This window comes from Pseudomonas aphyarum, from assembly GCF_028657055.1.
Lineage (GTDB): Bacteria > Pseudomonadota > Gammaproteobacteria > Pseudomonadales > Pseudomonadaceae > Aquipseudomonas > Aquipseudomonas aphyarum.
Map to the genome: position 1 here is coordinate 354848 of NZ_JAMDGS010000014.1, position 22039 is coordinate 376886.

At 61.6% G+C, this 22039-nt stretch carries 14 protein-coding genes; 11 read left to right on the forward strand and 3 right to left on the reverse strand.

Features of this window, described 5'->3' with window-relative positions; translation table 11 throughout:
* The first annotated feature begins 61 nt into the window (after nucleotides 1–61).
* From M5G18_RS22465 to M5G18_RS22500, 8 genes are all read left to right on the forward strand, one after another.
* Nucleotides 62–592 carry a DUF5943 domain-containing protein gene (locus tag M5G18_RS22465; protein ID WP_007959778.1) on the forward strand — a complete coding sequence of 177 codons (531 nt, stop codon included), beginning with the start codon at nucleotides 62–64 and terminating at the stop codon, nucleotides 590–592.
* A 15-nt stretch (nucleotides 593–607) separates the two neighbouring features.
* Nucleotides 608–2668: a dimethylglycine demethylation protein DgcA gene (gene dgcA / locus M5G18_RS22470; RefSeq protein ID WP_273896261.1), complete on the forward strand. Its 2061-nt coding sequence runs from the start codon at nucleotides 608–610 to the stop codon at nucleotides 2666–2668.
* A gap of 162 nt (nucleotides 2669–2830) precedes the next feature.
* On the forward strand, nucleotides 2831–4780 hold the full coding sequence (gene dgcB / locus M5G18_RS22475) for a dimethylglycine demethylation protein DgcB (protein WP_273896262.1): 1950 nt from the start codon (nucleotides 2831–2833) through the stop codon (nucleotides 4778–4780).
* A complete protein-coding gene (gene etfA, locus M5G18_RS22480) occupies nucleotides 4780–6000 on the forward strand; it encodes an electron transfer flavoprotein subunit alpha (protein WP_273896264.1) in 1221 nt (406 codons plus the stop codon). The genes dgcB and etfA overlap by 1 nt, the downstream gene beginning before the upstream one ends.
* A 9-nt stretch (nucleotides 6001–6009) precedes the next feature.
* A complete protein-coding gene (gene etfB, locus M5G18_RS22485) occupies nucleotides 6010–6780 on the forward strand; it encodes an electron transfer flavoprotein subunit beta (protein ID WP_273896266.1) in 771 nt (256 codons plus the stop codon).
* Between the two features lie 1233 nt (nucleotides 6781–8013).
* Nucleotides 8014–11466 (forward strand): GMC family oxidoreductase N-terminal domain-containing protein, encoded by a 3453-nt coding sequence (locus M5G18_RS22490; protein ID WP_273896267.1) that lies wholly within the window; start codon nucleotides 8014–8016, stop codon nucleotides 11464–11466.
* Between the two features lie 164 nt (nucleotides 11467–11630).
* Nucleotides 11631–13499: a c-type cytochrome gene (locus M5G18_RS22495; RefSeq protein WP_273896269.1), complete on the forward strand. Its 1869-nt coding sequence runs from the start codon at nucleotides 11631–11633 to the stop codon at nucleotides 13497–13499.
* Nucleotides 13500–13524: 25 nt separating this feature from the next.
* Nucleotides 13525–14769: a metallophosphoesterase family protein gene (locus tag M5G18_RS22500; protein ID WP_179693451.1), complete on the forward strand. Its 1245-nt coding sequence runs from the start codon at nucleotides 13525–13527 to the stop codon at nucleotides 14767–14769.
* A 115-nt stretch (nucleotides 14770–14884) separates the two neighbouring features.
* On the opposite strand, the gene gbcA is transcribed toward M5G18_RS22500, so the two are convergent.
* Complete coding sequence (gbcA, locus tag M5G18_RS22505) at nucleotides 14885–16177, reverse strand: glycine-betaine demethylase subunit GbcA (protein ID WP_127800304.1); 1293 nt, start codon at nucleotides 16175–16177, stop codon at nucleotides 14885–14887.
* 281 nt (nucleotides 16178–16458) lie between these two features.
* Between gbcA and gbcB the strand changes: the two genes are divergently transcribed.
* Nucleotides 16459–17559: a glycine-betaine demethylase subunit GbcB gene (gbcB, locus tag M5G18_RS22510; protein ID WP_207984168.1), complete on the forward strand. Its 1101-nt coding sequence runs from the start codon at nucleotides 16459–16461 to the stop codon at nucleotides 17557–17559.
* 230 nt (nucleotides 17560–17789) lie between these two features.
* On the opposite strand, the gene M5G18_RS22515 is transcribed toward gbcB, so the two are convergent.
* A complete protein-coding gene (locus tag M5G18_RS22515; protein ID WP_273896271.1) occupies nucleotides 17790–18614 on the reverse strand; it encodes an SDR family oxidoreductase in 825 nt (274 codons plus the stop codon).
* A gap of 122 nt (nucleotides 18615–18736) precedes the next feature.
* Nucleotides 18737–19777 (reverse strand): threonine aldolase family protein, encoded by a 1041-nt coding sequence (locus M5G18_RS22520; protein ID WP_273896273.1) that lies wholly within the window; start codon nucleotides 19775–19777, stop codon nucleotides 18737–18739.
* Between the two features lie 128 nt (nucleotides 19778–19905).
* On the opposite strand from M5G18_RS22520, the gene M5G18_RS22525 reads away from it, so the two are divergent.
* On the forward strand, nucleotides 19906–20616 hold the full coding sequence (locus M5G18_RS22525; protein ID WP_273896274.1) for a TraX family protein: 711 nt from the start codon (nucleotides 19906–19908) through the stop codon (nucleotides 20614–20616).
* Between the two features lie 156 nt (nucleotides 20617–20772).
* A complete protein-coding gene (glyA, locus tag M5G18_RS22530; protein WP_007959804.1) occupies nucleotides 20773–22026 on the forward strand; it encodes a serine hydroxymethyltransferase in 1254 nt (417 codons plus the stop codon).
* The last annotated feature ends 13 nt before the right edge of the window (nucleotides 22027–22039 follow it).

A 22039-nucleotide genomic window follows, 5' to 3' on the forward strand; every position in this document is an offset into this window, starting at 1 on the left:
TACTTTCCCCCGGCCGTCCGCGCCGGGGGCAACACCAAAATTTTTCTGGAGTTAAGTTTCCATGGCCAAGATCGCCCCGCAATTGCCAATCGAAGTCGACAGCGAGACCGGTGTCTGGACCTCCGACGCCCTGCCAATGCTGTACGTGCCGCGGCATTTCTTCGTCAACAACCACATGGGCATCGAGGAAGTGCTGGGCGCCGATGCCTATGCCGAAATCCTCTACAAGGCCGGCTACAAATCCGCCTGGCACTGGTGTGAAAAAGAAGCCGAGTGCCACGGTCTGGAAGGCGTCGCGGTGTTCGAGCACTACATGAAGCGCCTGTCGCAGCGCGGCTGGGGCCTGTTCAAGATCCAGGACATCGACCTCGATAAAGGCACCTGCAGCGTCAAGCTCGAACACTCGGCGTTCGTCTACGTCTACGGCAAGGTCGGGCGCAAGGTCGACTACATGTTCACTGGCTGGTTTGCCGGTGCCATGGACCAGATCCTCGCCGCTCGCGGCAGCAAGATCCGCACCGTGGCCGAGCAGGTTTACGGTGGCTCCGAAGAAGGCCACGACGACGGCCTGTTCACCGTCAAGCCGTTGTAAGTCGAGGAACCCGCCATGGCTTTCGAAGCAATGTTCCAGCCAATTCAAATTGGCAAACTGACCATCCGCAACCGCGTGCTCAGCACTGCGCACGCCGAGGTCTACGCGACCGACGGCGGCATGACCACTGAGCGTTACGTCAAATATTACGAAGAGAAAGCCAAGGGCGGCATCGGCCTGGCGATCTGTGGCGGTTCGTCCGTGGTGGCGATCGACAGCCCGCAGCAATGGTGGAGTTCGGTGAACCTGTCCACCGACCGGATCATCCCGCACTTTCAGAATCTCGCCGACGCCATGCACAAGCATGGCGCCAAGATCATGATCCAGATTACCCACATGGGCCGTCGCTCCCGTTGGGACGGTTTCCACTGGCCGACCCTGATGTCGCCGTCGGGCATCCGTGAACCGGTGCACCGCGCCACCTGTAAAACGATTGAGCCGGAAGAAATCTGGCGGGTGATCGGCAACTACGCGCAAGCCGCGCGCCGCGCCAAGGCCGGTGGCCTGGACGGTGTTGAACTGTCGGCCGTGCACCAGCACATGATCGACCAGTTCTGGAGCCCGCGCGTCAACAAGCGGACCGACGAATGGGGCGGTACCTTTGAAGGCCGGATGAAGTTCGGCCTGGAAGTCCTGAAAGCCGTGCGCGCCGAAGTCGGTGACGATTTCTGTGTCGGCATGCGCATCTGCGGCGACGAGTTCCACCCGGACGGTCTGTCCCACGAAGACATGAAGCAGATCGCCAAGTATTACGACGACACCGGCATGCTTGATTTCATCGGCGTCGTCGGCTCGGGTTGCGACACCCACAACACCCTGGCCAACGTGATTCCGAACATGAGTTATCCGCCGGAGCCGTTCCTGCACCTGGCGGCCGGGATCAAGGAAGTGGTCAAGGTTCCGGTGCTGCACGCGCAGAACATCAAGGACCCGAACCAGGCGACGCGGATTCTGGAGGGCGGTTACGTCGACATGGTCGGCATGACCCGCGCCCACATCGCCGACCCGCACCTTATCGCCAAGATCAAGATGGGCCAGATCGACCAGATCAAGCAGTGCGTCGGCGCCAACTACTGCATCGACCGTCAGTACCAAGGTCTGGACGTGCTGTGCATTCAGAACGCTGCGACCTCCCGTGAATACATGGGCGTGCCGCACATCATCGAGAAATCCACCGGACCGAAACGCAAGGTGGTGATCGTCGGTGCCGGCCCGGCGGGAATGGAAGCTGCCCGTGTGGCGGCCGAACGTGGCCACGACGTGACCCTGTTCGAGAAGAAAGAATTCATCGGCGGCCAGATCACTACGGCCTCGAAAGCGCCGCAGCGTGACCAGATTGCCGGTATCACCCGCTGGTTCCAGCTGGAACTGGCACGCCTGAAAGTCGACCTGCGTCTGGGCACTGCCGCCGATGCCGACACCATCATGGACCTGCATCCGGACATCGTGGTGCTGGCGGTCGGCGGTCACCCGTACCTGGAACAGAACGAACACTGGGGCGCCGCTGAAGGGCTGGTCGTCAGCAGTTGGGACGTGCTCGACGGCAAGGTTGCGCCGGGCAAGAACGTGCTGGTCTACGACACCATTTGCGAGTTCACCGGGATGTCGGTGGCCGACTTCCTCGCCGACAAGGGCAGCCAGGTCGAGATCGTCACCGACGACATCAAGCCGGGCGTGGCCATCGGCGGTACGTCGTTCCCGACCTACTACCGCAGCATGTACCCGAAAGAAGTGATCATGACCGGCGACATGATGCTGGAGAAGGTCTACCGCGAAGGCGACAAGCTCGTCGCCGTGCTGGAGAACGAATACACCGGCGCCAAAGAGGAGCGGGTGGTGGATCAGGTGGTCGTCGAGAACGGCGTGCGCCCGGACGAAGAAATCTACTACGCACTCAAGGACGGCTCGCGCAACAAGGGCCAGATCGACGTCGAGGCGCTGTTCGCGATCCAGCCGCAACCTTCGTTGAGCAGCAATGGCGACGGTTACCTGTTGTTCCGCATCGGTGACTGCGTGGCGCAGCGTAATACCCATGCTGCGATCTATGACGCCCTGCGCCTCTGCAAGGATTTCTAAAAGCTTGCACAAGACCCTGTGGGAGCGGGCTTGCCCGCGATAGCGGTGGGTCAGTCGATGAATATGTGACTGACAGAATGCATTCGCGGGCAAGCCCGCTCCCACAGTGACCGAGTAAGGCATCTCGACCTGCAAGACCCGAGGTCTTTGGGAGCAACACCTATGTTGAACACCCTTCTTCCAATCCTGTTGTTCGCAGCCCTGGCCCTTGCGGTGCTGGGGGCGTTGCGGCGGGTGGCCATGTGGCGTCGGGGCCGGGCCTCGAAAGTCGATCTGATCGGCGGCCTGTTCGCCATGCCCAAGCGTTACATGGTCGATCTGCACCACGTGGTGGCGCGGGACAAATACATCGCCAACACCCACGTCGCCACGGCGGGCGGTGCGGTAGCGTCGATCGTGCTGGCGATTCTGGTGCACGGTTTCGGCCTGCATAATCGGATCCTCGGCTACGCGTTGCTGCTGATGACGGCGGTGATGTTCGTCGGGGCGATCTTCGTCTATCGGCGTCGGCTCAACCCGCCGTCGCGGCTGTCGAAAGGCCCGTGGATGCGCCTGCCGAAAAGCTTGTTGGCGTTCTCGGCGTCGTTTTTCCTGGTGACCTTGCCGGTGGCCGGGATCCTGCCGGAGAACTTCGGTGGCTGGGTGCTTGCAGCAATTCTCGGGATCGGTGTGTTGTGGGGCGTGTCGGAACTGTTCTTCGGCATGACTTGGGGCGGCCCGATGAAACACGCCTTCGCCGGTGCGTTGCACCTGGCCTGGCACCGTCGCGCCGAACGTTTTGGTGGCGGCCGCTCCACCGGTTTGAAACCGCTGGATCTGAATGATCCGACCGCGCCGCTGGGTGTGGAAAAACCCAAGGATTTCACCTGGAACCAGTTGCTCGGTTTCGACGCCTGCGTGCAGTGCGGCAAGTGCGAAGCCGCGTGCCCGGCGTTCGCTGCCGGCCAGCCGCTGAACCCGAAAAAACTGATTCAGGACATGGTCGTCGGCCTCGCCGGCGGCACCGATGCCAAGTTCGCCGGCAGCCCTTATCCGGGGAAAGCTGTGGGTGAGCACGGCGGCAATCCGCATCAACCGATCGTCAACGGTCTGGTCGACGCCGAAACCCTGTGGTCGTGCACCACCTGCCGCGCCTGCGTCGAGGAGTGCCCGATGATGATCGAGCACGTCGATGCCATCGTCGACATGCGCCGGCACCTGACTCTGGAAAAAGGCGCGACCCCGAACAAGGGCGCCGAAGTCCTGGAAAACCTGATCGCTACCGACAACCCTGGCGGTTTCGCCCCGGGCGGTCGGATGAACTGGGCGGCGGATTTGAACCTCAATCTGCTCAGCGAGAAGAAGTCCACCGACGTGCTGTTCTGGGTCGGCGACGGTGCTTTCGACATGCGCAACCAGCGCACTCTGCGCGCCTTCGTCAAAGTGCTGAAAGCGGCGAAGGTCGACTTCGCGGTGCTCGGTCTGGAAGAACGCGACAGCGGCGACGTGGCCCGTCGTCTGGGTGACGAAGCGACCTTCCAATTGCTCGCCAAACGCAATATCCAGACCCTGGCCAAGTACAGCTTCAACCGCATCGTCACCTGCGATCCGCACAGCTTCCACGTGCTGAAAAACGAGTACGGCGCGTTCGATGGCAACTACCTCGTGCAGCACCACAGCACTTACCTGGCGGAAATCATCCAGGCCGGCGCGCTGAACCTCGGTCAGCACAAAGGCAACAGCGTGACCTATCACGATCCTTGCTACCTCGGCCGCTACAACGGCGAGTACGAGGCGCCGCGCGAAGTGCTGCGCGCCCTCGGCATCGAGATCAAGGAAATGCAACGTTCCGGCTTCCGTTCACGCTGCTGCGGCGGCGGTGGCGGGGCGCCGATCACCGACATTCCGGGCAAGCAGCGGATTCCCGACATGCGCATGGAAGACATCCGCGAGACTGGCGCCGAACTGGTGGCCGTGGGTTGTCCACAGTGCACGGCGATGCTCGAAGGCGTGGTCGAACCGCGTCCGCTGATCAAGGACATCGCCGAACTGGTGGCCGACGCGCTGCTCGAAGACGCCGCGCCGAACAAACCTGCCACCCCGGCCAAACGTGAACCTGCGGAGGCCCACTGATGAGCGACATTATCCGCCGCGACCCCCGCGCCGAATGGATCGCACGCAACCGCCTGCACCCGCTGCACGCGGCCATGCAACCGGCGCAACACAGCTGGATGGGCCCCAACGGGATCATCCGCAAGAACCTGCACGGCATCGGCTTCATCGGGCCGAACGGCATCAAACGCATCGACCGCAGCGGCGCCCAGCAGGGCGGGGCGGTCAAACGCTCGGCAGCGGTGGAAGTGCAATTGCCGCTGCATCAGGTGCCGGCCCCGGCGTTCTACATCAGCGTGGTGCCGGACATGGTCGGTGGCCGCTTGAGCAGCCACGACCGTGACTTGCTCGGCCTGGCTCATCAGCTGGCCGGCAGCGACGGTGCGGTGCTGGCGGTGGTGTTCGGCGAGCACAAGGAAAACGCTTTCGCCACGGCGGGCATTGACCGCTTGCTGGTGCTGGAAGGCGAAGAATTCAGCGGTTATGCACCGGAACAACGGATCCAGGGCCTGCGGGCTGTGGATAACCAGTTCAACCCGCGTCACTGGCTGCTGCCGGACAGCCGCAGCGGTGGCGGTGAACTCGGTCGACGCTTTGCTGCTGCACTGGGCGAACGCCCGGCGACACGGGTGTGGCAGGTCAAGGATCAGGAATGCATCGGCCGCGCCGGTGCCGGGTTGCAGGATCTTGCCCGCCCAGTGGCGCGCTTGATTCTGGCGTCCGCCGAATGTGCCGAACCGGTCAGCGAAACCCGTCACGAAGCGCTGCCGGTGGAGTTATCCACACCCGTCGCGCGCAGCCTGTCGCGGATTGAGGATCTGGGTGCGGTGGCGGTGGATCCGGCAGCCATTCCGATGGCCGAAGCCGAGTTCATCTTCTCCGGCGGCAACGGGGTCAAGGACTGGGAGCTTTTCCACAGAACCGCTGCCGCCCTCGGCGCCACCGAAGGCGCTTCGCGGGTGGCGGTGGACGACGGCTTCATGGCCCGCGACCGTCAGGTCGGCGCGTCCGGCACCTGGGTCACCGCGCGGGTTTACGTGGCCGTGGGGATTTCCGGGGCGATCCAGCACCTGCAAGGCATCGGAGCCTGCGACAAGGTAGTGGCGATCAACCTCGATCCGGGCTGCGACATGATCAAGCGTGCCGACCTGTCGGTGATCGGCGAAAGCGCGGAAATTCTTCAGGCCTTGATCGCGGCGGTAGAGGCTTACCGCAACGAAGCCAAGCGCGATGCGGCTTAAGGAACGGTTATGAGCACAAAGATCATCAGTCTGGTTTCAATCGGCGCCCACCCGACCTCCGGCCGCCCACGCCGCGCCGATCAGGACGCCCGCGCGGTGGAACTCGGCCTGCAACTGGCGGGGGATAACCTGCAAGTGCTGCACGCCGGCGACATCGCCGAACCGGCGCTGCGCGCCTATCTGGGCATGGGACTTGCGCAGATGCATGTGCTGGAACAACCGGCGGGCGCCGACGCGTTGCCGGCGTTGACCGAGTATCTGCGTGATGCCGGCGTACAGGTTGTACTGACCGGCAGCCAGGCGGAAACCGGCGAGGGCTCGGGGATGCTGCCGTTCCTGCTGGCTGAGGGGCTGGGTTGGCCGCTGGTGGTGGGGTTGGCGCAGGTCGAATCGATCAACGATGGTTCTGCGCTGGTGCTGCAAGCGTTGCCCCGTGGGCAGCGCCGCCGGTTGAAGGTGCGCCTGCCGTTTCTGGCAACTGTGGATAACGCTGCGCCCAAGCCTCGGCAGAGTGCTTACGGGCCTGCGCGACGCGGCGTTCTTCAGGCTAAAGATGTGGAAGTGGTGGATGACGAATTACTAGCGGTGGCGACCCTGCAACCGGCCAAGCCTCGGCCAAAACGGCTGAAGGTGATCAAGGCCAAGAGCGGGGCGGACCGGATGAAGGCGGCGACGGCCAAGGCCAGTGGGGGTGGGGGGCAAGTGCTCAAGGGCGTGACGGCGCAGGCTGGCGCTGACGCGATTTTGAAGTTGCTGATTGAAGAGGGTGTTGTTCGCTAGAAGCCCCTCACCCTAGCCCTCTCCCGGAGGGAGAGGGGACTGACCGAGTTGGGCCGGCCATTTACATCGACCTGCGACTCCGGCGGTGACCTTGGTTCGCCAAGCATTAACCACTTGATATGGCGTTAGCTTGATCAAACCTGAGGTCGCGATAAACGCTCAGGTCGACGTGTCCCGCAAGATCACCACCGTAGGCTCCCTCTCCCTCCGGGCGGTCCGACGTTTCGGGAGGGCTGGGGTGAGGGCAGCGGTCACAAGCCATCCACTCACTGGAAATTACACACAATCCCTGTTAACCACTCTGTGGATAACATGTTCGCCCCTCTCCCAACCCCATACAAACCAAGCCCTCCAGCCCCCAGATCAAAAAATAACCAGCCTAACTCGCGGTTTTTACGAGCTTTTTCCCCAGAACAACTCCCAGACTTGCCCCCAATCTCTGTTGGCGCTTCTGTGGATAAGATGTTCGCTATCCGCTGCAAGCCATATAAACCGTGGCTTACAAAGATCTGATCAAAAAACGCTCAAATTAGCCTTTTAACCCATCAATCCCCACGCAGACCCCGATTTATCAACGCCTCCAGCGCTTTTCCACAGCACCCGCCAAGTTACCCCCGAACTCTGTTGGCGCTTCTGTGGATAAGGTGTTCGCCATCCTCTACAAGCCACGTAATCCGTGCCATCCATAGGATTGGTCAAAAAACCATCAATCGCTAATGGAAACCCTGCTTCTGGATAAGTCACGAATTTTCTTCACAAAAACCCGATTATTTTTCCAGGTCATCCACAGTTGTCCCCATTAGCTGTGGGTGGCTATGTGGATAACTTGTTCGCCAAACCCTGCAACCCCCGGCGGGCTTAGTCCAAAAGGCAATTGATCACATTTCATACAGTTCTAAGAACCCGCCTTGACTTCGATCCGGTGCCTGTCTTCACTGCAATGGCACAAGGACAGCCGTCACTTATCCACATCTGGTTCAGGGAGAACGCGTGATGGATACCCAGCCACACCGCTTACCCCTCAGTCCCTGCACGCTCCGTGCCCTGCCGGCACCTTCGCCGCGAAAGCGCACGTTGCGTCGTGCCGCCAATCAGCACGCCCGTCTGTAGCGCTTGATTCCTGCCTAAACCGTTGTACTGCCGTCGGGATTTCCCGGAGGCCAGGTGCCCGTTCGCCCATTGATTGCAGGCAACCGCAGAGTTGCCCCATCTGCCTGAGAGAGGAACCACCTCATGACACGGATCGCAACGCCCATCAGCGAAATCAAGGAACATTACGACGTGATCGTCATCGGCTCCGGGTACGGCGGCGGCATTGCCGCGTCGCGCCTGTCCCGGGCCGGTAAAAAGGTCTGTCTGCTGGAACGCGGCCGGGAAATCCAGCCCGGCGAATACCCCAACACCATGATCGCCGCCACCGAGGAATTGCAGGTACACGATCCGGACGGCCACATCGGCTCGCGCACCGGGTTGTTCGATCTGCATGTCAACGCGCAGCAGAACGTGGTGGTGGGTTGTGGCCTCGGCGGTACGTCGCTGATCAATGCAAACGTCTCGCTGGAACCGACAGCCGATGTGTTCAAGGATCCACGCTGGCCGTTGGCGGTGCGCGAGGATAACGATGGCCTGCTCAAGGCGGGTTACGAAAAAGCCCGAGAGATGCTCAAACCCAATCCCTACCCGAGCACCTCGCCGAACCTGCCGAAGCTTGATGCCAACAAAAAATCCGCAGACTTCCTCAAGCAAGGCGCGCACTTCTACAAGCCGCCGATCAACGTGACCTTCGACAAACTGCCCAACAACCTCAATCACGTCGGCGTCGAGCAACTGCCGTGCAACCACTGCGGCGACTGCGTGTCGGGCTGTAACAACAAGGCCAAGAACACCACGCTGATGAACTACCTGCCGGACGCCACCAATCACGGCGCGGAGATTTTCTGCCAGGCCCAGGTGCGGCATCTGGAGCGCGACGGCAACGGCTGGATCGTGCACTTCCAGTATCTCGACAGCGGTCGCGAGAAATTCGACGCGCCGACCTTGTTCGTGAAGGCTGACATTGTGGTGGTCTCCGCCGGCACCCTCGGCTCCACCGAGATTCTGCTGCGCTCGCGGGACAAGGGCCTGGTGATGTCCGGCCAGCTCGGCGAGAACATGAGCGGCAACGGCGACATCCTCGGCTTTGGCCATAACTGCGAGCAGACCATCAACGGCATCGGCTTCGGCGCGCACTCGGCCAAGGAAATGCAACCGGTCGGCCCGTGCATCACCTCGATCATCGACATGCGCACCGAGGGTGACCGCAGCAGTCGCATGGTCATCGAGGAAGGTTCGATTCCCGGCGCGCTCGGCCGGCCGATGGTGCCGGCGATGGCCGGGTTCGCCGAGATGATCGGCAAGCCCACCGACGACAGCTTCAGCGGCAAGGTGAAGTACAAGGAGCGCGAAGCCGAAAGCTTCCTGCGCGGCCCGTATCACGGCGCGCTGCACAACATGCAGACTTACCTGATCATGAGCCACGACAGCGGCCAGGGGCGCATGGTCCTCGACAGCAAGGATCAACTGCGCATCGACTGGCCGGGCGTCGGCGAACAGGAAAACTTCAAGATCGGCAACGAACGGCTGTACCAGAGCACCAAGGCGTTGGGCGGGATCTGGGTCGAGAATCCGATCTGGACCAAGCTGCTCAAGCACAGCATCGTCTCGGTGCATCCGCTGGGCGGTTGCGTGATGGGCGAAGACGCCGCGCAAGGCGTGGTCAACCACAAGGGCCAGGTGTTCAGCGGTGCCAGTGGCACCGATGTCTACGCCAACCTGTACGTGACCGACGGCGCGGTGATCCCGACGTCACTGGCAGTCAATCCGCTGCTGACCATCTCCGCCGTGAGCGAGCGCAACATGGGCCTGCTGGCCGCCGATCGTGGCTGGACGATCGACTACACGCTGCCGTCGGCGCCGCGCAAACAGACCGCGCCGCCGACCCTCGGCGTGCAGTTCACCGAAACCATGAAGGGTTACTTCTCCCGCGCCTTCACTGCCGCGCAAAGCACCGACCTCAAGGTTTATGAGGCGGCCGCCAAGCGCGGTGAGGCGGACAATTCGCCGATCGACTTCACCCTGACCATCACCGCCAATGACCTCAACCGGATGATCAAGGAACCGGAACACGCCGCGACCATCGTCGGCACGGTGATCGCCCCGGCGCTGTCGCCGGAACCGCTGACCGCCAGCAACGGTGTGTTCAACCTGTTCGAGCAGTTCGAGCAGCAGGTCGATACGCGCCACATGAAGTACGACATGAAACTGACCGCCGAGGACGGCCACGACTATTTCTTCAGCGCCTTCAAGACCGTGCCGGAAGACAACGGCGTGCTGAATATCTGGCACGACACCAGCACCCTCTACGTGACGCTGTATCGCGGGCCGGACAAGACCGGCGAGGTGATCGGCTCCGGGGTGATGCACATCAAACCGACCGATTTCGCCAAGCAGATGACCACCATGAAAGTCCTCAATGCGCGCAACGAGCGTGAGCGCATCGAAGGGCTGGCGCGGTTCGGCAAGTTCTTCGCCGGGATTCTCTGGGAAAGTTATGGCGGGGTGTTTGCCGGGGACAAATACTTCAATCCCGACGCGCCGCCACGGCTGAAACGGCCACTGGATGCGCCGACGCCGGCCGTGCATTTCTTCTCCACCGAAGACGGCGTGCAGCTGCGCCTGACCCGCTATCAGGCTGGCAGCAAAGGCCCGGTGATGCTGGTGCATGGTTTGGGGGTGGGCTCGAATATCTTCTCGACCGATACGATCCAGACCAACCTGCTGGAGTTTCTCTGCAAGCACGATTACGACGTGTGGCTTCTGGATTTCCGGGTGAGCATCCTGCTGCCGGCGAGCAAGAAGGAATGGAACGGCGACCAGATCGCCCAGTACGACTTCAAGGCCGCCATCGCGCAGATCCAGCAAGAAACCCAAGCCAAAGACGTGCAGTGCGTGGTGCATTGCTACGGCGCGACCACGTTCTTCATGTCGCTGCTCGCCGGTTTGCAGGGCGTGCGTTCGGTGGTCTGTTCGCAGATCGCCGCTGACACGGTGGTCGCGACGGCGACGGGGCTGAAGGCCGGTCTGCACTTGCCGGGAATGCTCGACGCAATCGGCATCAAATCGATGACTGCCTACGCCGACAGCAAGGAGAACTGGTTCAACCGGCTCTACGACAAGGCGCTCAACGGTTATGCGCGGATCGAAGCCCAGGGCTATTGCACCAACCCGGTGTGCCACCGCATCACCTTCATGTACGCCTCGCTGTATCGCCACGACACCCTCAACGAAACCCTGCACGACAACCTGCACGAGCTGTTCGGCGAGTCGAACATCGAGACCTTCGAGCACCTGGCGCTGATCGTGCGCAAAGGGCATCTGGTGGATTTCAAAGGGCACGACGTGTACATGCCGCACTTTGACCGGCTGACCATGCCGATCTGCTTTATCAGCGGCGCCGACAACCAGTGTTATCTGCCGGAAAGCACGCTCAAGACCTATCAGCGGGTTTGCGAGCAGCACGGGCCGGAGCGCTACAGCCGGCATGTGGTGCCGGGTTACGGCCACATCGATTGCATGTTCGGCAAGAACGCGGTGGTCGATGTGTATCCGATCATCCTTGAACACCTGGAGAAAACAGCCCTCGGTTGATCTCAGACCGAGTCGACTGCCATCGCGAGCAAGCTCGCTCCCACAGGGGACTGTGTCGAGCACAAATTCTGAGCATGGCTGCTCTCTCTGTGGGAGCGAGCTTGCTCGCGATGGCGACAGGTCAGGCGCTACATCTCTCCCGTCTGCACAAGGAAATGGATGATATGGACAGCTACATCCGCTGGTTTCAACGCTTCATCTGGCTCGGCATTGCGATGAACATGGTGTTTGCAATCCCGGCGCTATTCGCGCCGGGATTGCTGACATCGGTGGTCGGCCTGCCGCCGCAACTCTCCGACCCGTGGCTGGAAAACGCCGGGATGCTGCTGGTCGGCATCAGCGTGTTCTACATGCCGTCGGGCTTCAACGCGCCGCGCTACGTGGTGCATTCCTGGCTGTGCGTGCTGACGCGGCTGATCGCCGTGGCGTTCTGGATCTACCTGATCAACACCAGCAGCCAGGGTTCGGTGTTCGTGCCGATGCTGATGGGCGACCTGAGTTTCTTCCTGATCCTCGGCATCCTGCTGTACCTCGGCACCACCCCCGAAAACCGACCCTTGGCGCTGCTCTGTGACGGCTGGCGCGAATGGCGCGCAGCGTGGGCGCGGCAGTGGCAGAGTCACGCGTTCAAGGTCGGCACGCTGGTCGTGGTGGCGCTGCTGGCGTTCATCGGTTACCAGACCTGGTACCAGATGCTGCGCGTGGTGCCGGAGCAGGATTACGCCTCCGACGAAGACCACTACAAATACGCCGCGATTGGCCTGGGCATCGAAGCGCGGATTCCCTATTACCTGTTCTCGGTATTGCCGCAGATGTGCCCGGAAAAACTGCCGAAACCCGGTGGTTGGGAAGTCTTCGGTTTCCTGTTCGAGAATGGCAAGGACCTGCCGATCGGCATGGCCAAGCGGCAGATCGGCTACCCGACCGTCGAGCCGAACTGCGCGCTGTGCCACACCGGTTCCTACCGGGCGAATGCCAGCGACGTCGCAGTGAACGTGCCGAGCGCACCGGCCAACACCCTGCAACTGCAAGCTTTCCAGTGGTTCGCCTACGATTGCGCCAGCGATCCGAAATTCACCACCGACGCCGTGATGGCGGCGATCAACAGCAAGTTCCAGCTCGGCTTCTTCGAGAAGATCTACAACCGTTACCTGATCATCCCGATGGCCAAGACTGCGCTGCTCAAACAGAAGCAAGCCTATGCCTGGCAGAAGCTGCGGCCGCAACAGGGGCCGGGGCGTACCGACACGTTCAACCCGACGAAAATGGTGGTGTTTGGCTTCCCGGATGACTCGACCATCGGCACCGTCGACCTGCCGCAAGTGTGGAATCAGAAACCCCGGGAATCGATGTACCTGCACTGGGACGGCAATAACAACAAGATCCACGAGCGCAACTACGCCGCTGCGATGGCCGTGGGGGCGACGCCGGAATCGGTGCTCCCGCCGAGTTTCAACCGGGTGACCAACTGGCTGCTCGGGCACAAGGCGCCGGCGTGGCCGTGGGCACTGGATCAGGCAAAAGTCGCCCAGGGCAAACCGGTGTGGGAGGCTAACTGCGCCGGTTGTCACGATTTCGGTCGCGTCGATACCGGGCAGGTCACCACCAACATCGACCAGCTCGGCACCGATCCGCACCGGCTGAACTCGTTCACCACCGGGCTGGTGACGGCGTTCCACACCTTCAAGAAACCGCCGTTCGATTTCGGCGCCTACCGCAAGACCCAGAGCTACAGCAACACGCCCACCGACGGCATCTGGCTGCGTGCGCCGTACCTGCACAACGGTTCGGTGCCAACCCTGTGGGACTTGCTGCAACCGGCGGAAAAACGTCCGCAGGTGTTCATCACCGGCTCCGATGTCTACGACCCGGTCAACGTCGGCTTCGTCACCAGTGGCGCCCAGGCCAAAGCCTCGGCGGACTTCACGTACGACACGCGCCTGGAAGGCAATCACAACAGCGGTCACCTGTATGGCACGACGCTGTCGGACGACGACAAGCGTGCGCTGATCGAATTCATGAAAACCCTGTGAACCCTTACGGATAGAGGATTACGTCATGTCAGCGGTCGGTCATCTGAAACACGAGTACGACAAGGTCAAGGTGCGCCTGCACGGCTTGTTCACGCGCATCGAAATGGCCTGGATGAAGCTCATCAGCGAACTCGAACCCAAGGAATTCGAGGCCATCATCAAGTTGCTCCAGCGCGGTCACGATCAGGCGCAATACGTGCTCAAGCATGGCGAGTTGCCGGACGACGAGCCGGCCGTGCCGTGGGAGTTGTCCCATGGCCTGTCGATCCTGCGCATCGGCAACGCAACGCCGCTGCCGCAATCGCCCGATCAACTGCAGACCAAGGTGCTCAAGGACGGCACGCTGCTGGGCTGTCGCAAATGGGAGCTGCTGGATCTGCTGTGGAGCGAAGCGCTGCTCAAGTGGATCGAAAACCTGCGCCATCACGCGACCTTCGGCACCGATCCGGCGCTGGTGAAAATGGAGCGTGAAGTGACGCTGGCGATTGCCGGCGACTGGGGCACCGGGCCGTTCAACAGCCATGCGCCGGCGGTGTCGGTGGCCAACCAGATGCAACTGGCCAATGCCGATTTCACCATTCACCTGGGTGATGTCTATTACGCCGGCACCCATTCCCAGGAAGACACCGACATGGCCGGCTGGCCGATGGGCACCCACGGTTCGTTCACCCTCAATTCCAACCACGAGATGTACAGCGGCGCCCACGGTTATTTCAAGGAACTGGCCGCGCGTTTTCCGGGGCAGCAGGGCACCAGCTATTTCGCCCTGATCAACGACGACTGGCTGATTGTCGGGCTGGACACTGCGTACGCCTCGGACGTCATGAACCTGTACATGGACGGCACGCTGAACAAGCCGCAGATCGAGTGGATGAAGGGCCTGCCGAAACGCAAGAAACTCATGGTGCTCAGCCACCATCAGGGCTTCGACATCACCGGGCACAACAAAACTGCGCTGTATCAACCGGTGTGCGATGCGCTGGGGCGCGAGCCGGATTACTGGTATTGGGGGCATCTGCACAACGGCATCGTCTATGCGACCCAGGGCGGACTGCATGCGCGCTGCGCCGGGCACGGGGCGATTCCCTACGGCACCACCAGCGAGCTGAACGGGCATTCGCGGGTGCTGTTTTCGGAGACGAAGGATGCGAACGATCCGGACTATCCGCTGCGGGTGTTGAATGGGTACGCGAAGATCAGGTTGGTGGGGGAGGAAATTTTCGAGGAGTTTATCGGGGAGGATGGATCGGTGAGGTGGTCATCCCAATGATGCGGTGGCTGTAAGGACGCCATCGCGGGCAAGCCCGCTCTCACAGGTTTTGTGGTGCTCACAACATTTGTGTACACCGCAGAACCTGTGAGAGCTGGCTTGCCAGCGATGCTTTTTAGCCCTGTACCGGAACGCCTTTGAGGTACGGCGCAGGCTCGGCCCCGAGGTTGCTCAGCATCCGCTCGCTGTACCAGTCCACGAAGTTGACCACGCCGAATTCATAGGTCTTGGAGTAAGGCCCAGGCTGGTACGCGGTGGAGTTGATCCCGCGCTGGTTCTCTTCCGCCAGACGACGGTCCTGATCGTTGGTCGCGTCCCACACCTGGCGCATGCGCTCGACGTCGTAGTCCACGCCTTCGACGGCATCCTTGTGCACCAGCCATTTGGTGGTGACCATGGTTTCCTGGGCGCTGATCGGCCACACGGTGAACACGATGATGTGGTCGCCCATGCAGTGGTTCCACGAGTGCGGCAGGTGCAGGATGCGCATCGAGCCCAGGTCCGGGTTCTTGATCCGGCCCATCAGTTTGGCGCAGCCCTGTTTGCCGTCCATGGTCATCGACACGGTGCCTTTGAGCAGCGGCATGCGCACGATGCGGTTGCGCAGGCCGAAACTGGCGTGGGCGTAAGGGATTTTCTCGGCTTCCCAGGCAGCAGCGGAGGCGGCGACGTGGTCCTTGAACGCCTGATCGGCGCGCGGGTCGGTGACGTCGTCCCACTCCAGCAGGGTTTTCAGCAATTCAGGGTGCGAACCGCCGCAGTGGTAGCACTCGCGGTTGTTTTCCAGCACCAGCTTCCAGTTGGCCTTTTCCATCAAGGTGGTGGTAATCGCCACCTTGGTGTTTTCCATGTCGTACGGTTCCATGTAGTGGTTCAGCGTCGACAGGAAGTCATCGATGGCCGGCGGGTTCTCCGCCAGGCTGATGAAGATGTAGCCGCCGGCAGTCTTCACGTTCACCGGTTTGAGGCCGTACTGCTTCATGTCGAAGTCGGCGCCCATTTCGGTGCCGGCGAACAGCAGGCGACCGTCCAGCTCATACGTCCACTGGTGGTAGTGGCAGACCAGTTTGGCGACCTTGCCCTTGTCACTGGTGCACAGGCGCGAGCCACGGTGGCGGCAGACGTTGTGGAATGCGTGCACCACGCCTTCGGCCCCGCGAATCACGATGATCGGGTTCTTGCCGATTTGCAGGGTGATGTAGTTGCCCTTGGCCGGGATTTCGCAGGTCATGCCGGCGATCAACCACTCTTTCTGGAAGATCTCCTGCATGTCGATATCGAACAGGCGCTCGTCACTGTAGAACGGTTGCGGCAGGGAATAAGTGCGCTCGCGCTCCTGCAGCATTTGTGCGGTGGCCTTGCGTGCGGGTTCCAGCGGGTCGCCCAGGCTGATTTTTGCGGTGTCCATCGATGTAATCCTCAAGGCCATCTGCGTGGCCGCGAAAGTGGCTGATCAGGGTTGCTACGCAAGGTGTAAAGAATCTGTTTGTGTTGGGGGCGAGTGTGGGGCCGCCGCTGCCCGGAACCTTATCCATGGGCGACATGGTGCAATCTGTTCCCGACGCGCAACCCCCGGTGGTTGGGGGCTGGTCGCGATAAGTATGTCAATGTCGCGGATAGGTAAACGGGGCGTTCTCGCTATACGCAGAATCGCCACATGAAGGCCGACAGTCGGCCGTGGAGAACAGCATGTCCAACAGCTTCCTGAATCCGGTCACCACCCAGACCTGGGCCAATGGCCGACACATCGTCCGTTGCGTCAAAGTCATCCAGGAAACCTGGGATGTGCGCACCTTCTGCTTTATGGCCGACCAGCCGATCCTGTTCTTCTTCAAGCCCGGGCAATTCGTGACCCTGGAGCTGGAGATCGAAGGCCAGCCGATCATGCGTTCGTACACCATCTCCAGCTCGCCGTCGGTGCCGTACAGCTTTTCGGTGACCATCAAGCGCGTGCCGGGGGGCAAGGTGTCCAACTGGCTGCACGACACCCTGCATGAAGGCCAGGAGCTGGCGGTGCACGGGCCGGTCGGGCTGTTTAACGCCATCGATTTCCCGAGCCCGAAAGTGCTGTATCTGAGCGGCGGTGTCGGCATCACGCCGTGCATGTCGATGGCGCGCTGGTTCTACGACACCAACGGCAACGTCGACATGACGTTCATCCACAGCGCCCGCTCGCCGAAAGACATCATTTACCACCGCGAGCTGGAACACATGGCGTCGCGGATCGACAACTTCAGCCTGCACCTGATCTGCGAGAAACACGGGCTGGGCGAGCCGTGGGCCGGCTATCGCGGCTACCTCAACCACAAGATGCTGGAACTGATGGTGCCGGACTTCCTCGAGCGCGAAGTCTTCTGCTGCGGCCCGACGCCGTACATGACCGCGGTCAAGCGGCTGCTGGAAAACGCCGGCTACGACATGAAGCGCTATCACGAGGAGTCCTTCGGCGCCACGCCACCGGAAGCCCGCGCCGATGCGGTGGAACAGGCCGAACAGGCAGCCGATGCGCCGGAAGTGCCTGCGGCGGATCTGCACCTGGTGGAATTCACCTCCTCGGACAAGAGCATCCGTGTCGCCCCGGGCGAGACCGTGCATGCGGCGGCTGCGAAGGTTGGCCTGATGATCCCGAAAGCCTGCGGCATGGGGATCTGCGGGACGTGCAAGGTGCTCAAACTGGGCGGAGAAGTGGAGATGGATCACAACGGCGGGATCACCGAGGACGACGAGGCGGAGGGGTACATTCTTTCTTGCTGCAGCGTGCCGAAGGGGGATGTGCGGATCGAATATTGAGTGGTACTTCAAAAGCCCCCTCACCCCAGCCCTCCCGAAACGTCGGACCGCCCGGAGGGAGAGGGAGCTGATTGGGGGATGCTCAAGGAATACGCCGACCTGAATCTTCTTTGCCGAATCCATAATCGATAAGGTCTTGCAGGTCGATGTAGCTCGCAAAACAACTCGGTCGGTTCCCTCTCCCTTTGGGAGAGGGCTAGGGTGAGGGGAGGGGCTCACAGACACACTGATCAATCCACAAACAAATCCGTCATCAACTTCGCATCACTCCCCGGTTCAAAGCGGTAATGATCAAACTCCGTCACGCCGCTTTCGCGCAAAATCTCCTCATCAATCAACAACCGCCCGGTAATCCGCCGCTCGCTGCTACTTAGAATCACATGCGCCGCATCCGCCATGATCTGCGGCGTGCGCGCATGCTTGAACGACTCGCGATTGCCCAACTGAAACTCGATCGCCGCCGTGGCAATCATGGTCTGCGGCCACAGCGAATTCACACTGATCCCGTAGTTGGCGAATTCCTCGCTCATGCCCACCGAGAGCATGCTCATGCCGTACTTGGTCACGGTGTAGGGGCTGTATTGCGCGAACCATTTGCTGGCCAGATTCAGCGGCGGTGACAGGTTGAGAATGTGCCCGGAGGACTTCTTCAGATAGGGCAGGGCCGCCTGGCTGCACAGCAACACCGCGCGGGTGTTGATCTGGTGCATCAGGTCGAATCGCTTGAGTTCGATGTGCTGCACACCGGTCAACTTGATCGCCCCTGCGTTGTTCACCAATACATTAATCCCACCGAAATGCTCATTGGCCTGGGCCAGCGCCTGACGCACCGCGTTTTCATCCCGCACATCCAGTTGCAACGCCAAAGCCTTGCCCCCGGCCGCTTCGACTTCAGCGGCGACGCTGTGGATGGTGCCGGGCAACTTGGCGTGCGGCTCGGCGCTCTTGGCCGCGATCACGATATTGGCCCCGTCCTGTGCAGCCCGCAGCGCAATCTCGCGCCCGATGCCACGGCTGGCGCCAGTGATGAACAAGGTTTTGTCTTTTAGCGACATGCGCAAGCTCCTGCTTATTGTTATGTGAGCGATGGCTCGACAGACAATGTAGACGATGGAGCTGAAACGGGAGGGGGAGGAGCGGTGGCGGGGGAGCAGGCTCCCGCGCCACGGGGAGGTGATCAGGCCGACATGACTTCGCGAATATCGCGTGCCAGTTCACGCACGCGCTCTTCTTCGGTGTCCCACGAGCACATGAAGCGTGCGCCGCCCTTGCCGATGAAGGTGTAGAAGCGCCAGCCGCGAACGGTCAGGGCGGCGATGGCCGGTTCCGAGAGTTGCAGGAACACGCCGTTGGCCTGGACCGGGAACATCAGTTCCACGCCCGGGATGTCGCTGACCAGTTCGGCCAACAGTTGCGCGCAGTGGTTGGCGTGGCGGGCGTATTTGAGCCAGGCGTCGTTTTCCAGGATGCCGACCCACGGGGCCGACAGGAAGCGCATCTTCGAGGCCAGTTGCCCGGCCTGTTTGCAGCGGTAATCGAAGTCTTCGGCCAGTTTGTGGTTGAAGAACAGGATCGCTTCACCGACCGCCATGCCGTTTTTCGTGCCGCCGAAGCACAGCACGTCGACGCCGGCCTTCCAGGTCAGGTCCGCCGGCGAGCAGCCGAGGAATGCGCAGGCGTTGGAGAAACGCGCGCCGTCCATGTGCAGGTTCAGGCCCAGTTCCTTGCAGGTGTCGCTGATGGCGCGGACTTCTTCCGGGGTGTAGACGCTGCCGACCTCGGTGGCCTGGGTCAGGGTCACGACGCGCGGTTTCGGGTAGTGGATGTCCTGGCGCTTGAGCGCGACTTCGCGGATCGAGGCCGGGGTGATCTTGCCGTTTTCAGTACCGGCGATCAGCAGTTTCGAACCGTTGGAGAAGAATTCCGGCGCGCCGCATTCGTCGGTTTCGACGTGGGCGGTTTCCGAGCAGATCACGCTGTGGTAACTCTGGCACAGCGACGACAGCGCGAGGGAGTTGGCGGCGGTGCCGTTGAAGGCGAAGAACACTTCGCAGTCGGTCTCGAACAGCTTGCGGAAATAATCGGAGGCGCGTGCTGTCCACTCATCGTCGCCATAGGCGCGCTGGTGGCCGTGGTTGGCCTGTTCCATGGCAGCCCAGGCTTCGGGGCAGATACCGGAGTAGTTGTCGCTGGCGAATTGTTGGCTCTTGTCGGTCATGGCCGGCTTCCGTGATCGAGGCGCTTGTGGCGCTTCGTGGGGTCAATGATGGTGCGCACTGTACCGAAGATCATCCGGGGAGCACACGGGATGTCGCTGTCAGAACTTTACAAGGATGCGAGCCGATTATGCACCTGAGCCGGCGCGACGGCGCACTCGATCTGCTCAAGTGGCTGGCGCTGCTGAGCATGCTGCTCGATCACCTGCGATATGTCGGGATCAGCGCCGATTGGCTGTATGTGCCGGGACGGCTGGCGTTCCCGTGGTTCTGCCTGGCGATGGCGGCGAACCTGGCCCGGGACGGCGCGCGCAAGACCGAATGGCGCTATCTGGGCTGGTTGCTGCTGTTCAGTCTGCTCAGCGAAATTCCCTACCGTTTGTACATTCCCGAGCCCGACACCTTGAACGTGATGCCCACGCTGGCGCTGGGCTTGCTGGTGGCGCGGGGCTGGCAGGATCCAACGCTGATTTCACGACTGCTGGGCCTCAGCGCCTTGCTGGTGGCTGCAATGTTCCCGGAGCGACTGATGTTCGGTTTGTTCGGTGTCCTGCTGCCACTGGCGATGTTGCTGGTGTTTCGCAAACCCCGGTTTTTCAGCCTGTTGCCGGGCCTGCTGTGTCTGGTCGCGAATCAATGGCGGGTGCTCTACGAATCCGCGCAGTTCGGCAACATCGTCGCCATCCTCGGGATTGCGACCTGCCTGATCGCGCCACTGCTCGGAATGTTCCTGTTGCGACACGCCACTTACCTCCACGCGCCACCCATGCGGCGCTGGGCGTATGCGCTCTATCCCGCGCATTTCATGGTTCTTCTGGCCTTGCGCCAGCTGCTTGTTTGAGTCCGTCGCCGCTGCCATGTCGTAAACGCACCTTTGCGTGGCGTCCGTAGGCATTTGACCTCCCTGCGCCGGCCATACCATCGCATCAAAGGGCACTGGCTGAACGCCGTGCCTTACCGAGACGAATGGCGCACAGATGCCGCTGGGAGAGACGCGATGTTCAGCAAGCAAGACCAGATCCAGGGTTACGACGATGCACTGCTGGCGGCGATGAATGCCGAGGAGCAACGTCAGGAAGATCACATCGAGCTGATCGCGTCGGAGAACTACACCAGCAAACGCGTGATGGAAGCGCAAGGCAGCGGCCTGACCAACAAATACGCCGAAGGCTATCCTGGCAAGCGCTACTACGGTGGCTGCGAGCACGTCGACAAGGTCGAAGCGCTGGCCATCGAACGCGCCAAGCAACTGTTCGGCGCCGATTACGCCAACGTCCAGCCGCACTCCGGTTCCTCGGCCAACAGCGCCGTGTACCTGGCCCTGCTGCAAGCGGGCGACACCATCCTCGGCATGAGCCTGGCCCACGGTGGTCACCTGACCCACGGCGCCAAAGTCTCGTCCTCGGGCAAGCTGTACAACGCCGTGCAGTACGGCATCGACACCAAGACCGGCCTGATCGATTACGACGAAGTCGAGCGTCTGGCCGTCGAGTGCAAACCGAAAATGATCGTCGCCGGTTTCTCGGCCTACTCGAAAACCCTCGACTTCCCGCGCTTCCGTCAGATCGCCGACAAGGTCGGTGCGCTGCTGTTCGTCGACATGGCCCACGTCGCCGGTCTGGTGGCTGCCGGTCTGTACCCGAACCCGCTGCCGTACGCCGACGTGGTCACCACCACGACTCACAAGACCCTGCGCGGTCCGCGTGGCGGCCTGATCCTGGCCAAGTCCAACGAAGAAATCGAGAAGAAGCTCAACGCCGCAGTATTCCCCGGCGCCCAGGGCGGCCCGCTGATGCACGTCATCGCCGGCAAGGCCGTGTGCTTCAAGGAAGCGCTGGAGCCGGGCTTCAAGGCCTATCAGCAACAAGTGATCGACAACGCCCAGGCGATGGCGAGCGTATTTATCAAACGTGGCTACGATGTAGTGTCCGGCGGCACCGACAACCACCTGTTCCTGGTCAGCCTGATCCGTCAGGGCCTCACCGGTAAGGACGCAGACGCGGCCCTCGGTCGCGCGCACATCACCGTCAACAAGAACGCCGTACCGAACGACCCGCAGTCGCCGTTCGTGACCTCCGGCCTGCGCATCGGCACCCCGGCGGTGACGACCCGCGGCTTCAAGGTGACCCAGTGCGTGACGCTGGCCGGCTGGATCTGCGACATCCTCGACAACCTCGGCGATGCCGATGTCGAGGCCAACGTCGCCCAGCAGGTTTCGGCCCTGTGCGCTGACTTTCCGGTTTATCGCTGAGCGTTCTGGAGTA